Genomic DNA, 13443 nt, shown 5'->3' on the forward strand with positions numbered 1-13443 from the left:
GTCATTTACTATGCTGTAAGAACGGTCGTGCGAGATCAGAGCATGGTAGGCCGACCAACTGGAGAAAGGGGCTCCTCGGTCATGCAGCAAAGCCTTGTATCCTTTTCGAAATATAGTCTCTCCAATCTGGCCCTGCGATCGATCGTCGAGCTTGAGCGGATGAATGCCGGGCTGGACAGCAACCCCGACGTCTTCACCAACCTCGCGACCGCACTCCGACAGAATTCGGAGCCGAGCGCCTGCACCCTCCAGTTCCGCTTCGTCGAACCCGGCTATTATGAGTCGTTCGAGCGACTGTACCGCATGGCCTCGAGCGCACCCGACGGCGAAGTCGAGAATATCCAGGAATATATGAAGACGGTCAGCCAGCAGCTGAGCGCGGTCGCCCAAGGCCAAGTCGATGCAGCCGCATCGCTCCTGCCGGTCTGCATAGCGCTGCATCAAGAGCTGATCCAGGAACTGGCGGGAGAAGATGGCTTTGACATCCACGAGCGGTCTCCCCTCAGCGAAGACACTTCGGCTGGCATCCGCCCGTCGTAGACTGAGGGCCTTCATCGATCAGATCGCGGAGTTGGGTACATCCGATTTCGCCCATTTGGACGGCAAGGATGCCCTAACTTTCATCAAGGGATATTCGCTCGAGCTTCGCGAAGTGCTGGAGCGGTTGACGCCTGAAGCGAGCGAGGCTAGCGTCAACGAGGCATGTGCGCAAACCAGCCTCATGGTATCGCGATACACCGATATCCTCGGCTTCATTTTGCGCTCTACGAACGTGCGCAACGCGTTCGAGATGCACTTTCCGCTCAAGCGCCTCGTCGAAACGGCGGTCAGCCCTGACGCACGCTTGATCATGTCATCCGAATGGAAGTTCGTCCCCTTCACTTACCCTATGACCCTCGACTGGCTGCCCGGCTTCGCGCTCGTCGGTGGTCCGGCACCGGAATCGGACAATGTCCTGATCGTTCCTCTCGCTGGCCATGAGATCGGTCACTCGGCGTGGCGGAGCAAGCAGCTCAAGGACCAGCTCATGGCGGATCTAGTGGCTGCGATCGCCCAGACGCTCGACGATATGCCTGCCGAAACAAGTTTAGTTTCCAACGAGCTCGGCGTTGACGGCGTCGCGCTCGCGAAGCTGCGCGACGCGGTGCTGCGGTCAGCTATCAAGCAGCTCGAAGAAATCTTCTGCGACCTATTCGGCCTGTTCATTTTCGGCCGGTCCTTTCTCTACGCCTATGAATACTTTCTCGCACCGGGATGGGGCATGCGTTCCGCTTATTATCCGTCGAGTCTCGATCGGGTGCGCTATCTCATCGAGGCGGCGGAAAAGCTAGGGATCGCTCCGGAAGCCGATCTTTTCGAGGCTTGGGGGGACTCGATCCCGCTGAAGTTCGCCGACGGTGCGGTGATCAGGCTTGCCGATGCGGCGGTTGCAAAAATCTATCCGGCCCTGCGCGCGATCACGTTCAATATTCTGGCAGATCACGGCATCACTCCGCCGACGGCCGATGCAACCGATCGCGTGCTGGCATCGCTGCGACAGCATGTTCCGGATGGCGAGGGTGCAACCTTGCCTGAAATCGTGACCGCGGGCTGGCTCCTGCTGCGCGAGCGTGGCGGTCTGTCGCTCGATCAGGACATTGCCGAATACAAGATCCTGAACGAGCTGATGCTCAAGTCGGTCGAAGTGTCCGAATTCAAGCTGAGGGTCGAAGCCCATGCTTAGCGCTGCCGAGATCGTCGGGGCTCTTGAACATCAGACCAAAGAGGAGCGGCTGACCGTCGTGCCCTGGCCTGAGCGCGACGAGCTCCTTCGCAAGGGTGAAACCTCGATTGATTTGCGCCTCGGCCGGTGGTTTCGTTCGTTCAAGCAAACCCGCACGCCGTCAGTCTCACTCGTCGGCCGCATTCCGCGCGACTCTGACGAACCATCGGAAACGTCGCGAACCAAGCAACATTTTGTGCCCTTCGGGTCGAACTATGTTCTGCACCCCGGACGTTTCGTGCTGGGAGTGACGCTCGAATGGCTGCGCTTGCCTGCGAGCCTGTCGGGCTATGTCACCGGAAAATCCTCGCTGGGCCGCCACGGTCTGGTGATCGAAACGGCGGCTGGCATCCATCCGCAGTTTTCCGGTTGCCTGACCCTCGAGCTTGCCAATGTCGGCGAGGTCCCTTTGGAAATCTATCCCGGCATGCCGATCTGCCAGATATTCCTGCACCGCACTCAGGCGGGTGAAGAGCGCGAGCCTGACCGCTTCTCCGGCCGCAGGAAGCCGATGCTGTCCCCGCCGAAAGCGGATGAGACCTTCATGCGGCTCGTCGACTCCCGGCCCGACGGGGCCTAGGGTGGGCGAGTATGCGTTGGTGTGCGTTGGGTTCAATTCGTTAGTTAGCGTCCGCTATTCAAGCTTTACTCCGAGAATCAGACTGTCTCCAACCGGCCGCAAGTGATGGCGCCGCTACGCTCCGCTCCGCTCGGCGGCGCGTTGGGTTGTCCCTCCATCGCGGCATCGATCATGGCGCGATAAATCCCGCCGATGTCATCGCCCATGCCCTCGGCCGCTCTACGGGTGCCAGCGCCGATCATAGCGGGGTCTGGTTCGCGCACCGCCATGATTGCAGCCCAAGCCTCGGGTAGATAATCCTGCCAAAGCGGCTTGCCGTCCATCGTCGCGTCGGGTGGGTTGGCATCCAGCTCGCAAAGCGCACGGGCGACTCGTTCCAGGCCAGTCTTCATTCCGGGACAATATCATAAAAGCTCGCTTTCGGGTGGCGTGGTTGCCGGGTTGGCTGCCCATGCCCAAATAGCTTTGGGCAGACATGAAAGAGGCAGAGCTTTGAAGATCGTGAATGGAGCAAGTTTGCAGCCCCGGTCGGGGGGCGCCCCGAAGAAGCTCGTCCTGCTGCTGCACGGCTTCGGGTCGAGCGGGACGGACATGATCTCGCTGGCGCCGCAGTGGCAAGAGGCTCTGCCCGACACCTTGTTTCTTGCCCCGCACGCGCCGCAGCGCTGCGGCACGATGGGGGCGGGCTATCAATGGTGGGGGCTTTCCGGCTTCGCGCCGTCCGTCCTCGCTGCGGGCGGCGCCTCGGCCGCACCGGCGATCGACGCCTTCATCGACCGCAAGCTCGCGCAATATGGCCTGAGCGAGGCCGACCTCGCCATCGTCGGCTTCAGCCAAGGGACGATGATGGCACTGCATGTCGCGCTGCGGCGACCGCGGGCGGTGGCTGCCGTCGTGGGCTATTCCGGCATGTTGGCAGGGACGCTCGGGTTGAGCCACGGAGAACTCCCAAAGCCGCCCGTTCTATTGGTGCATGGCACAGCCGATCCCGTGGTTCCGATCGCCGCGCTGCACATGTCGGAGAGCGAGCTCAAGCGTCTCGGCGTCGACGTCACGACGCACGTCTCCTACGGCGTGGCGCATACCGTCGATCCCGTCGGACTTCGCCTCGGCCGCGATTTCGTGGCGGAGGCCTTCGCTCGCTAGTCCGCTTTTCGCGGTCCGAGACTCAAACCGGGCCGTCTCAGTTCGGCCAACGCTACCTTTAGGGGGCGTCCGGATGAGGTAGTCTTCGATGAGCTTAATGCAGGCGACGCTTTCCAGCCGGGCTATAGCTCGCGTTCGGCCATGCGTCGGAAAGGTAACTCGGGAAAGCGGCGAGGGAGAACAAGGAGAGAACAGCGAGAGCCGCTGCGATTCCGGCGGCGACCTATTCGTCGGCGCCATTGCCGCATGGGGAACGAGCAGATTGGGGCCGTTGTCGCCATGATGATGGTGGCCGCCCGAGGCGGGGTCGCCCGGTTCCTCGTCGCCATCGGGCGCATCGTCATGATGAACGGCATGATGATCGACACTGTCATGAATGACATCGACGGAGACGTCGGCGGCGTCCTTATCATCGTGCGCCATCATGAAGGACGGCGCATGCTGAAGTTAATTCGCTGCCTTGGCAGGAATCGTGGCCGCATAGAGCGCCATGAGCAAAGCGCAGAGTGACAGGATAAAACGGTCCGGCAGAGAGGAACGCGGCTTCGGCATGCGTCCGCGTGTAACTGCGCGCCCCAGAGTTGACAAGCGAAGCGCCAGGGATCGCGCTTCCTTCGACTGTCCTGCCGACGACCTCATGCGCTTTGCCGGGATTCATGCACCCCGATCGTGAGATGGGCGATCCCGCGGATATGGATCAGTTCGCGCCGCAGAGCGGCTGAATCGATCGCGCCCTCGACTTCAACGATCGACGCATAGGCCTCCGGCCCCACACGCCATACATGAAGGTCCGTCAGACAAACATCTCCGAATTTTCCCACCCGGTAGCGGATCGCCTTATCCATTCGCTCATTGGTTCGATCGAGCAGAACGGCGGCCGTGTCGCGCATCAAGGACCAGGACCAGCGAGCGATCACGACAGCGCCGACGATCCCCATCGCAGGGTCCATCCAATGGAGACCAAGATAGCGCCCTGCGAGAAGGGCCGCGATCGCGAGAACCGACGTCAGTGCGTCGGCAAGGACATGCATATAGGCCGAGCGGAGATTATTATCGTGGCCGTGACTGTGGTGATGATCGGGATGATGATCGCCCTCAGCGTGCGCATGTTCGTGATGATGGTGGTGGTGGTGATGATGATGATCGGAACCTCCCATCAGCAGCAGCGCGCTCACGATGTTGACCAGGAGGCCCAGTACCGCAACCAGCGCGGCATTGCCGAAATCGACGCGCACCGGGTCGATCAATCGGGTGACGGATTCGCTCGCGATACCGAGCGCGAAAATGCCGAGGATCAGCGCCGATGCGAAGCCGGTCAGGTCGCCAACCTTGCCGGTGCCGAAACTGAATTTGGGATTATTGCGGTGTTTTTTGGCATAGCTATAGGCGGCCGCCGCAAGGCCGAGAGCACCGGCATGGGTCGCCATGTGGAAGCCATCGGCGAGAAGGGCCATCGAGCCGGTGACGTAACCGGCAATGATTTCGGCGATCATCATCACGGCCGTAAGGCCGACTACCCAGAGCGTTCGCTGGGCGTTTCGATCATGGGCTGCGCCCAAAAAGACGTGATCATGTGCCGGATATTCGGCGTTTGTCGAAGCAGTCATACGGTCTCGCCTATTTGGAATATCGACGGATGACGGCAAGCAGGTCGTCTGCGCCAGCCGCTCGCTCCTCGTGGGAAAGCCCATCCGCAGCAACGTGTGCGGTGAGGTGCTGGGCGATGATTTCGTCCAGCAGCCCATTCACCGCGCCGCGAACAGCGGCGACGCGATGAAGAACCGTCGCGCATGGCGCGTCGGATACCAGCGCCTTCTCGACAGAGGTCACTTGTCCGGCGATGCGCCTGACTCTCGCGACAAGCTCGGTATTATCTTTCAGATGGCCCATAGCATAGCGGGGTAGGGTATAATTGCACCGAGGACAAGATGTCAGTTTGGATGGGCTGAGACAAAGGCCAGAACCTGGCCGGATGTGGTATCGTTCGAGGTCAGGCTCCGGACTGAGCCTTATCGCCGCTGGAAATAGACACGCTCCGCCGCCATGTCGGCGATCGCATCGAAGCCCGCTTCGCGCCAAGCCCGTCGGTGGGGAGGCTCGGCCTGCTCGGTCATGCACCACCATTGCGGGTCGGCCGCAGCGCGCGGCAACAAGCCGCGGACGATGCTCTCGATCTGGGCAAAGCTCAGTTCGACACCAGGGGCGTCGTTGCGGACTTTCCACCTTCGCAAAAAGGCCCCAAGCGCATCATATTTGCCCATGGCGGCATCCCCAATCCCGGCAACAATGGGTCAGGACAAGCTCTGACCCCTTAAACGCGCCTGCCGCTTTCAAGGCGCTACCGACCTGGCAGCGGATCGTCGTCGCGGAAAGACAGGTGGCGCGCGGTGCCACAAGTGCCTTTGTCCAATAGCCGATGAATGACGGCGGCAGCAAGTCTCCCCGGTCGATCGTCCACCCCTCTAGGGCGCTTTTCTGTGGGCCTCGGATCGCCTCCGGCCGTCAACCCCATTCGGGGTTCCCCGTCACGATGTTCCGGTGACGGCGGCTCCCGGCCCCTCGTGCAAGCGCCATCGGGATGGTCCCGATCAATCCAGGAGACTTTATCATGGCCACCATCGCAAATCTCACCGTCAAGGCGGACGGCAGCTTCGAAGGCTCGCTCGCCACCCTCAACGTCACCGCGCCGATCGCGATCGTCCCGAATGGTCGCAAAGCCAAGGACAGCGAACCCGATTACCGCATCGTCAGCCGCAAGAACGGCTTCGAGCTCGGTGCCGGCTGGAAACGCTTCTCGCAGAACACCGGCGCCGAATATGTGTCGGTATCGCTTTCGGCACCCGAGTTCGGCACCATCTACGGCAATATCGCCAATGCGCCGGGCGACGATCCGATGAAGAAGGTCATCATCTGGAACCCGCCGTCGTGATAGCCCGTACCGGCCCCGCTTTCGAGCGGGGCCGGTCGGCTTTGCACCGGCGCATCTTGTGCGCAGGGATCTCAGTCAGTTCGGCGCGGCTGCAAAACCCTCGAAGGCGAACGGGTTGAGGAACTGCCGCCGCCACAGGAACGCGCGCTCGGCGCCGCCGAGCGCTGCTTCGTCGCACACCGCATCCCAATGGGCCTCGATCGCGGCCTGCTGACCCGCGATGATGGCGCGCGCGCGCGCATCGTCGAGGTGAAAGACGGGTGCGGCCTCGAGACACAGCGACAATTGGCTGAACCGCCGGTTGCCGAGGATGAGCATCGCCTGCGTCGCCTCGCCGCCGGTGCGGCCTTGCGGGCAGATGTCATAGGCGGGCGTAAGCTCCAGCGTCCCGCCGTCCCAGAAGGCGGCATGGTTGCGCGCATGATCGTCGGTGTTTCCGCACAGAATGTTGAATATGATGCGCGCGTAAAGTTCGGCGAGCGTCGCTGCGGGATCGACGAACCGGTGACGTATCACGGTCGCGAGATCCTCATAGCTCGCATAGCGCGCCTCGGTCTCGTCGAGGGCAAGGAGGGTGAGCGCCGACACCACGCCGCGCCGGGTCCAATCGTCCTCCTTGGGTGCGCGGTCGAAGCGCTCGACGAGCAACACATCCTTGCCGAGCGCGCGCGCAAGCTTGACCGGCGCGACATTGAGGCCCGCGCGCGCGGCGAGGCGCATCGCGACATATTCGGCTTTCACGACATTATAGATATCGGCTGCCGCCGAAAATTTGGCGATATATTTTCGTGCGCCATCGTCGATCAGCGCCTTGGGGCGCGCGCCGCCAAGCGATGTGCCATGTTGCAGCGCCTGGTCGAGTTCGGGCGTGAGCGGCACGCCTTGCTCGACGCGCTCGGCCGACTCCATCAGTTCGGCGAGCGTCGCATTCTGCCGCTGGCGCGGTACATAATCGGTGGCCGACGCCTGGAAATCGAGCATGCCGATGCGGTCGGAGCCGGATTCGAGGAGATAGGTCAACTCGTCCAGCTCGGCTGGAGCCAGCTCGCCTTCGTCGCGCCCGCCGATCCGGTTGATGATGACGCGCCGGCCCCACGCGTCGGGCGATCCATCGCGGATCGCGCTTGGCAACTGCATCTTGCTCGCTGCCTCGATCAGGCCGGCGCGCAGCGGCAATTCGGGCTCGTAGATCGCGATGGCATCTCCGCGGGCCAGATAGCTTTGGCCATAGTTGAAGGTGAGGCGGCCATCGCGGTCGTGCGCGAGCCTGCCCGCGATGACTGGCTCGGTTGCCCCGGGCAGCCATATCCAGACGAAGGCTTCGCCGGCAGACGCGACGTCAGAAGTCATCCTTCACCTCGGATCGCGGCTTGTGAACGGCCTTGGGAAGCAGGCGCAACTTCGTTTCCTGCTCGGCGAGATGTCCAGCGAGACGGTCCCGGTCGCTGTCGAACAGCGCGACCCCGACGATCGCTGCCGCCTCGAAGACGAGGCCGATGGCGCAGCGCGGGTCACCCTGCTCGATACGGCGCATCATGTCGCGCGACACGCCGCTGCGCGTCGCGAGGTCTTCAACGCTCAGCCGCCGTTCGATCCGCCGGGCGCGAATGAGCCCGCCCAGCAGGCGCACAGCCTCGCGGGTGTAGCGCGAATAGCTGCGTGGGATCTTTTTTGTCGTCTCGTCGGCCATCGACCATCCTTTCGGTTTCCTTGGTCGTAATCGTCGCAAAAGTCAAGTTTTGCCTTACATGTAAGCCATAATCCATATTATGACGTTCTTGTAAGTCATTTATCAATTTCCAGCATGGGTTCGCAGGTGTGGGATGGCCCCGCCGCGGGTGCGGGCCATCCCGCTCGAATGCCGCTGATCCCTGGGTGCGAAGCCAGGCCTCCTTCAATCAACCCGTAAAGGGTCCGCTACGCTCCGCGTGCGGCCGCAGCTTCGCTCGCGGTGATTGCGGCCTGTCCCCGACCGGCGGGGCGACTGTCGAGCGGGAATGGCCCGCTCCCAACGACAGGAGCTTGACCCATGCCGCTTTCCACTGCCCAATCGCTCGGCTGGAACCTTGCCCGCACGATGATGACCATCATCGTCCTCATCGAAACCGTCAAAGGCTATTCGGTGATGCCGCTCGACGAGTTCGACGGCGATCCCGACATGATCGTGTGCGAATATGACCCCTTCGGCCGCTGATCGCATCCATCCCGGTCCGGGGCAGCGCCGCTCGCGGCTCTGTCCTGGCTCGATTGCTGTGGGGACAGGCGGGCATATCACGCCGTCGACGTCGCGGTCGGCGCGCCCGGCGGGGCGACGCCCATGACGCTGATGATCATCCTCGGCGGTATCGCCGCACTCTATCTGACCGGGCTGCTGTTCCGGCTGGCGTTCTTGGCCTTGCCCGTCTGCCTCGGCCTTTGCGCCTTCCTCCTCCTTCGCGATCAAGGCAATGGATGGGCCGCAGCACTTGCGATGGGACTGCTTACCGGCATCGGGTTCCATCTGGCGGGGCGGTGGCTGTTCGCTCGAACCACCTCGGCAAGTATCCGGCTCCTGATCGGATTGCTTTTCATGGGCCCGGCGGGTGCTGCGGGCTTGGGAGCGGGAACGGCGCTGGCGGACCTTCTCGGTATCGACGGCGGTTGGCGAACTTGTCTCGCGATTCTTGTCGGGGTTGCGGCGGCCTGCGCGAGTTGGCGGTCGCTGGCGGCGGACCGGTCGTCGATGGGCGCGATGCGAGATGAGCCGACCGTTCGATAGCGCAATATCCGGACCCGCCGGTGTTTCTTCGTCGCGGAGGGCCTGGCCATTCTGCGCTTCCCGGTTGCTGGCCGCACCAGCACGGCCTCTCGGAATGCGCCATCTGTCAGCAAGCCGCTGCGCTGGTCCGGAACGCCGCAACGGCCCTGACCGACTTTCTTCCCCCGGCGTGCCGCCGTTCCTCGCGAGACAAGAAAGACGGACCACGGCCGTCCTCCGCTGCGCTGCGGGCCTGACGGCTGCGGCACCGGCCCCTTGCTGACCACCGATGCGCATCGAGGCCGCGCTGGTGCGGCCCGAGCCAAGGAAAGGACAAGCATCATGGCCAGGATCGGCACGTTCAAGAAGGTTTCCGGCGAGTATCGGGGACAGATCGTCACTCTCTCGGTGCAAGCGAAATTGGTTCGCATCGTTCCGGAAGACAATCCGAGCGGCAACGCCCCCAGCCACCGCGTCTTCATCGGCGAGGCCGAAGTCGGCGCCGCCTGGGAAAAGAAGTCGCAGGACAAGCGCCCCTATCTGTCGGTCAAGCTCGACGATCCGACATTTGCCGCCCCCATCTTCGCCCAGCTCTTCGCCGGCGAAGGCGAGGAACATGATCTGGTCTGGAACCGCCAGGCCCGCCGCGGCGATTGAGCCCCCCTATCCCGCCCGGCAGCAGCCGGGCGGGATACCCATTTCTGGGGATCGGCCTTCCGCGATGTTGGAATAGGCCGATATCCTCCGATCGCGATGCTGCCGTCATCCCAATGGAGGTGACGGTGGCAGGCACGGCCGGATTACAGGTGACGCAGCGGGCGCTGCTCGATTTTCCGGGCTTCGCGCAGGAATTTCTGCGCCGCAACCCTGCTTATGTCCGCGACTATGACTGCGTTATGACCGGCGGGCGCCGCGGCGATATTGCCGCGCGGGAGGCGATGGCCCGGCGTTGGGGTCTTTGCTTTCCCATGTCCGCCGTTCCGCTCGGCGCGCGAAAGTCCTGCGCTCTGGTCGGCGGCGATCTGCGGTTACACCAACATCCTCGACGTGGCGCCGCCGGGATGCCCGGCGGCTGACGCCTTTGCGGTTCCGCCGTCCCATCTTGTCGTCGCCGATCGCCGCCTGGAAGATGGCCGGCACTTCGTCTTCGCCGACGACCGGGCCTGGCACCGCCTGTGGCTCCGCACCGACAGGCCCGGCGTCCCGCTTGCGAACCTGATCCTGCGCGATTCGTTGGTCGGCCTGCGCCACGAGGCGGCTGTGCGGTTCGATCGGTGGCTCGGCGATGGGCCCGGCCCGCCGCCTGCCGGCTTCTTGCCGACCGCCTATCAGGCGCGCCGCCTCGGCATGATGCTCGCCATTCTCGATCTCCTCCAGGAACCGGGCGGCGCCGGCGTCACCTCTCATGATGTCGCGCGCCTCATCATCTATCCACGCCTGTCGGTCGGCCGCGGCGCCGAATGGAAGTCCTCGTCCGAACGAAGGCGAACGCAGCGGTTGATCGAGGAAGCACGCGGTCTGATGCAGGGCGGTTATCGGGCGCTGCTCGCCGGCCCTGCGGGGCGACAAAAATTGCCCTGAATTTTAGCCGCTCCGGCTCTCGCTCATCTTCGCGCCACCACGCTCCACGACCCGCCGCACCGGCTTTTTTCGGCCCGGCGGCTGGAAGGAGCACGCGAATGAATCCCCCCTTGCCCGCCCTTGGCCCGCGCTATCTCAGAACGCCCGATGCCGCCCTGCATCTCGGGCTGTCGGCCCGCACCCTCGAGAAGCATCGCTGCTACGGGACCGGGCCCGCCTATCGCAAGCTTGGCGGACGCGTCGTCTATGGGATCGAGGATCTCGACGCCTGGGCTGAGATCGGCCGGCGCTCTTCGACCTCCGATCCGGGCAAGGGAACCGTCCATCCGGCGCGGCCGGTGCGCCGATGATGCCGCGCGATCGCATCGCGGCGGCGAGCACGGCAGCGGCGCAGCCGCCGCTGACCGAGGTCGAACTGACCTGGATCGAAGGCCGCACCGAGCAGTGGATCCGCTTTGGCCGCGTCGCCGCCGAGCGGATCGTCAGCCGCCGCAAGCGCATCGTCATGTTTCGTCCGGGAGCGACCTTCGCCTATCTGCGCTGGTCCTCGAACGACTTCGGCACCATCCACTCGAGTATCCAGATCGTCACCGCGGTCGCTGTCGGCGAGCCTCATACGGCGCTGCCGTTCGTCCGGCCCGGCGGCGAAATTCTGCTGCACATCGAGAGCTGGCCGAAGGTTTCGCGGGTGCTCGAAGCGGTCGATGCGGTCGAGGCCGCCGGGGTCGATCCGTGCGATGCGTCGCCCGATCACTGGCGTCATGTCGCCGATCGCCTCGCGGCCGGGATGCCTTTTCGTCCCTATAGTGCCGAGCGCCATGCGGCATGGCTGCGCCGCCGGGCGATCGAAGCATGAACCGCCGCTACCTCCCTATCGCCGCTGCGGCCCTGACATTGCTCGGTCTTTCAGCCGGGCTCGCGCCGGCGCCGCGCCTGCTGTGGAATGCGAGCCAAAGCGCGCCGGCCGGTCTGTATCGCATCGATCCCGGCGCCGCGCCCGTGGTCGGCGATTGGGTCGCGATTGCGCCGCCGGCTGATCTCGCCGCCTACATGGCGCGGCGTAATTACCTGCCTCGCGGTGTGCCGCTTCTGAAACGCGTTGCCGCGCTCCCCGGCGCGCGCGTCTGTCGCTCGGGCGTCTTCGTGACCGTCGATGGCCGGGCCGTCGCCCGCGCGCTGGCGCGCGACCGGGCCGGCCGGCCGCTGCCGGCCTGGCTCGGCTGCCGCATCGTGCAGCCCCGCGAGATCTTCCTGATCAATACAGCGCGGGACAGTCTCGACGGACGATATTTCGGGCCGCTTCCGACCACCGGCCTGCTCGGAACGGCGCACCCGATCCTGACCCGCGACGCCCCGGGCACGCCGCTGCGCTGGCGCCCTTCGGGCCGCGATCTTGCTTTTCCCCGTAGCGAAATGGAGTGATATCGATGCTCATCGGAACTTTCGAAGTGTGCGGCGACGGCTATGCCGGCCGCCTGCACACGCTCACCTGCGATGCCGCGATCACCATCGTTCGAGCGCAGCCGTCGGCGGCTGAAAATGCCCCCGAATGGCGGCTGCTCCTCGGCGACGCTGCAAGCGGAATCGAGATCGGTGCGGGCTGGAACCGCACCGGCGAGCGCGCCGGAGCGTTCATCGCCGTGCAGATCGACGACCCCGCCTTCGCGGTTCCGCTGCGCGCAAACCTGCTTCGCGCGTCGCAAAAGGATGGCGAACATCATCTGCTCTGGTCGCGCCCGTCGGCGCGCGAGCGGAGCTAGGCCATGGCATACGGGCTGCGATCGTCCTGCACCGCCATTGCGCTCGCGCTACGCTGCGCGGCGATCGGCTGCGCACTCGGCGCGGCGCTCGGCGGCGCATCCGCTGCCATCGCCGCGTCGGCGGTGCGCGCCGATGATCATCCCTATGCGGCATCGGTTGCCGAGGCGTCGCAGCGTTTCGGCATCCCCGAACGCTGGATCTGGCGCGTCATGCACGCCGAAAGCCGGGGCAACGCGCGCGCCGTCTCGCAGGCCGGCGCGATGGGGCTGATGCAGATCATGCCCGCAACCTGGGCGATGTTGTCGGCGCGCCACGGCCTCGGTGCGGACCCGTTCGATGTGCGCTCGAACATCCTTGCAGGTGCCGCTTATCTGCGCGCGATGTGGGATCGCTACCGCGATGTGCCGCTGATGCTCGCGGCCTATAATGCGGGGCCGGGCCGCGCCGACGCTTTTGCGTCCGGACGGCGCGGACTGCCTGCCGAAACGCGCGCCTATGTCGCGCGGATCGCGCCCGAGCTTGGCGCTTCCGGCATTGCTTCGCGCGCCGCCGCGCCGCCTTCGGCCGCGCCGGGATGGCAGCGATCGACGCTCTTTGCCGCACGGGGCGACAATGCCTCTGTCGTCGAAGATCGCGCGCCGGCCGTGTCGGACTCGAACAGTCTGCCGGATAGTCCGACGGCCGCCGCGCCAGCCACTGGCGCCGGGCGGCACCCGCTCTTCGTCCCGCTTTCCGGTCAGGACCGTCGATGATGGCCTCGCTCGCTCCGCCGCGTTCGTCTGCGCCTTGTGGGGTAAAGCCGACAAGGAGGGGCGGGATTGGCTGGGATGGAAGGGAAGTATGGCGAGATAAAAGGGCTGCCAGCCGCTTGGTCGAAAAGGGGCACAAATCAGCGGGAAATTCATATGGCTCGCAATTGCTCGGCCATATGACGGCGAATATTATGA

At 64.4% G+C, this 13443-nt stretch carries 22 protein-coding genes; 16 read left to right on the forward strand and 6 right to left on the reverse strand.

The features are described 5' to 3' along the window. Positions 1-42: 42 nt before the first annotated feature. Genes SGRAN_RS00200 through dcd form a run of 3 tightly spaced genes read left to right on the forward strand, consistent with a single transcriptional unit; the run spans position 43 to position 2342 of the window. A complete protein-coding gene (locus SGRAN_RS00200) occupies positions 43-540 on the forward strand; it encodes a hypothetical protein (RefSeq protein WP_148650761.1) in 498 nt (165 codons plus the stop codon). Positions 541-571: 31 nt separating this feature from the next. Next, positions 572-1723: a hypothetical protein gene (locus tag SGRAN_RS00205; RefSeq protein WP_144423620.1), complete on the forward strand. Its 1152-nt coding sequence runs from the start codon at positions 572-574 to the stop codon at positions 1721-1723. Beyond that, positions 1716-2342, forward strand: a complete 627-nt coding sequence (gene dcd, locus SGRAN_RS00210) for a dCTP deaminase (protein WP_053555724.1) — start codon at positions 1716-1718, stop codon at positions 2340-2342. Before SGRAN_RS00205 ends, dcd begins: the two co-directional genes overlap by 8 nt. A 77-nt stretch (positions 2343-2419) precedes the next feature. On the opposite strand, the gene SGRAN_RS00215 is transcribed toward dcd, so the two are convergent. Beyond that, entirely contained in the window at positions 2420-2734 is a 315-nt protein-coding gene (locus SGRAN_RS00215) for a hypothetical protein (RefSeq protein ID WP_067179677.1), read from the reverse strand. A 109-nt stretch (positions 2735-2843) separates the two neighbouring features. Here SGRAN_RS00215 and SGRAN_RS00220 point away from each other — a divergent pair, with 109 nt between their 5' ends. Further along, positions 2844-3488, forward strand: coding sequence for an alpha/beta hydrolase (locus tag SGRAN_RS00220; protein WP_237234040.1), 645 nt, complete (start codon positions 2844-2846; stop codon positions 3486-3488). A 279-nt stretch (positions 3489-3767) separates the two neighbouring features. Beyond that, entirely contained in the window at positions 3768-3998 is a 231-nt protein-coding gene (locus SGRAN_RS00225; protein WP_210434185.1) for a hypothetical protein, read from the forward strand. Between the two features lie 125 nt (positions 3999-4123). On the opposite strand, the gene dmeF is transcribed toward SGRAN_RS00225, so the two are convergent. The 3 genes from dmeF to SGRAN_RS00240 form a co-directional block, all read right to left on the reverse strand. Continuing rightward, the gene (gene dmeF, locus SGRAN_RS00230; protein ID WP_067179682.1) at positions 4124-5095 is read right to left on the reverse strand and encodes a CDF family Co(II)/Ni(II) efflux transporter DmeF; all 972 of its coding nucleotides are present in this window, start codon (positions 5093-5095) and stop codon (positions 4124-4126) included. Positions 5096-5105: 10 nt separating this feature from the next. Next, the gene (locus SGRAN_RS21390) at positions 5106-5378 is read right to left on the reverse strand and encodes a metal/formaldehyde-sensitive transcriptional repressor (RefSeq protein WP_082737021.1); all 273 of its coding nucleotides are present in this window, start codon (positions 5376-5378) and stop codon (positions 5106-5108) included. Positions 5379-5497: 119 nt separating this feature from the next. Beyond that, positions 5498-5749, reverse strand: coding sequence for a DUF7662 domain-containing protein (locus SGRAN_RS00240; RefSeq protein WP_067179688.1), 252 nt, complete (start codon positions 5747-5749; stop codon positions 5498-5500). A 347-nt stretch (positions 5750-6096) separates the two neighbouring features. Between SGRAN_RS00240 and SGRAN_RS00245 the strand changes: the two genes are divergently transcribed. Next, complete coding sequence (locus SGRAN_RS00245; protein WP_067179691.1) at positions 6097-6417, forward strand: DUF736 domain-containing protein; 321 nt, start codon at positions 6097-6099, stop codon at positions 6415-6417. Between the two features lie 75 nt (positions 6418-6492). Here the strand turns inward: SGRAN_RS00245 and SGRAN_RS00250 are convergent, their stop codons facing one another. Together SGRAN_RS00250 and SGRAN_RS00255 are read right to left on the reverse strand one after the other, a co-directional pair. Next, positions 6493-7767: a type II toxin-antitoxin system HipA family toxin gene (locus SGRAN_RS00250; protein ID WP_067179693.1), complete on the reverse strand. Its 1275-nt coding sequence runs from the start codon at positions 7765-7767 to the stop codon at positions 6493-6495. Then, complete coding sequence (locus tag SGRAN_RS00255) at positions 7757-8107, reverse strand: helix-turn-helix domain-containing protein (RefSeq protein ID WP_058818151.1); 351 nt, start codon at positions 8105-8107, stop codon at positions 7757-7759. Before SGRAN_RS00255 ends, SGRAN_RS00250 begins: the two co-directional genes overlap by 11 nt. 339 nt (positions 8108-8446) lie before the next feature. On the opposite strand from SGRAN_RS00255, the gene SGRAN_RS22455 reads away from it, so the two are divergent. The 10 genes from SGRAN_RS22455 (at position 8447) to SGRAN_RS00300 (ending at position 13248) form a co-directional block, all read left to right on the forward strand. Further along, complete coding sequence (locus tag SGRAN_RS22455; RefSeq protein ID WP_172709593.1) at positions 8447-8611, forward strand: hypothetical protein; 165 nt, start codon at positions 8447-8449, stop codon at positions 8609-8611. A gap of 123 nt (positions 8612-8734) precedes the next feature. Then, positions 8735-9175 carry a hypothetical protein gene (locus SGRAN_RS00260; RefSeq protein ID WP_148650762.1) on the forward strand — a complete coding sequence of 147 codons (441 nt, stop codon included), beginning with the start codon at positions 8735-8737 and terminating at the stop codon, positions 9173-9175. A gap of 321 nt (positions 9176-9496) precedes the next feature. Continuing rightward, positions 9497-9811, forward strand: coding sequence for a DUF736 domain-containing protein (locus SGRAN_RS00265; RefSeq protein WP_058818212.1), 315 nt, complete (start codon positions 9497-9499; stop codon positions 9809-9811). 113 nt (positions 9812-9924) lie between these two features. Further along, a complete protein-coding gene (locus SGRAN_RS22755) occupies positions 9925-10230 on the forward strand; it encodes a transcriptional regulator domain-containing protein (RefSeq protein ID WP_058818149.1) in 306 nt (101 codons plus the stop codon). After that, complete coding sequence (locus SGRAN_RS00275) at positions 10202-10735, forward strand: DUF2285 domain-containing protein (RefSeq protein WP_231728227.1); 534 nt, start codon at positions 10202-10204, stop codon at positions 10733-10735. Before SGRAN_RS22755 ends, SGRAN_RS00275 begins: the two co-directional genes overlap by 29 nt. Positions 10736-10833: 98 nt before the next feature. After that, entirely contained in the window at positions 10834-11085 is a 252-nt protein-coding gene (locus SGRAN_RS00280; protein ID WP_053555711.1) for a helix-turn-helix transcriptional regulator, read from the forward strand. Then, positions 11082-11591 (forward strand): DUF2840 domain-containing protein, encoded by a 510-nt coding sequence (locus tag SGRAN_RS00285; protein ID WP_067179701.1) that lies wholly within the window; start codon positions 11082-11084, stop codon positions 11589-11591. Before SGRAN_RS00280 ends, SGRAN_RS00285 begins: the two co-directional genes overlap by 4 nt. Beyond that, positions 11588-12157, forward strand: a complete 570-nt coding sequence (locus tag SGRAN_RS00290) for a S26 family signal peptidase (RefSeq protein WP_067179705.1) — start codon at positions 11588-11590, stop codon at positions 12155-12157. Before SGRAN_RS00285 ends, SGRAN_RS00290 begins: the two co-directional genes overlap by 4 nt. Positions 12158-12162: 5 nt before the next feature. Then, positions 12163-12495, forward strand: coding sequence for a DUF736 domain-containing protein (locus SGRAN_RS00295; RefSeq protein WP_067179709.1), 333 nt, complete (start codon positions 12163-12165; stop codon positions 12493-12495). A gap of 3 nt (positions 12496-12498) precedes the next feature. Further along, complete coding sequence (locus SGRAN_RS00300) at positions 12499-13248, forward strand: lytic transglycosylase domain-containing protein (protein ID WP_082737022.1); 750 nt, start codon at positions 12499-12501, stop codon at positions 13246-13248. The last annotated feature ends 195 nt before the right edge of the window (positions 13249-13443 follow it).

The organism is Sphingopyxis granuli (genome assembly GCF_001559015.1).
GTDB lineage: Bacteria > Pseudomonadota > Alphaproteobacteria > Sphingomonadales > Sphingomonadaceae > Sphingopyxis > Sphingopyxis granuli.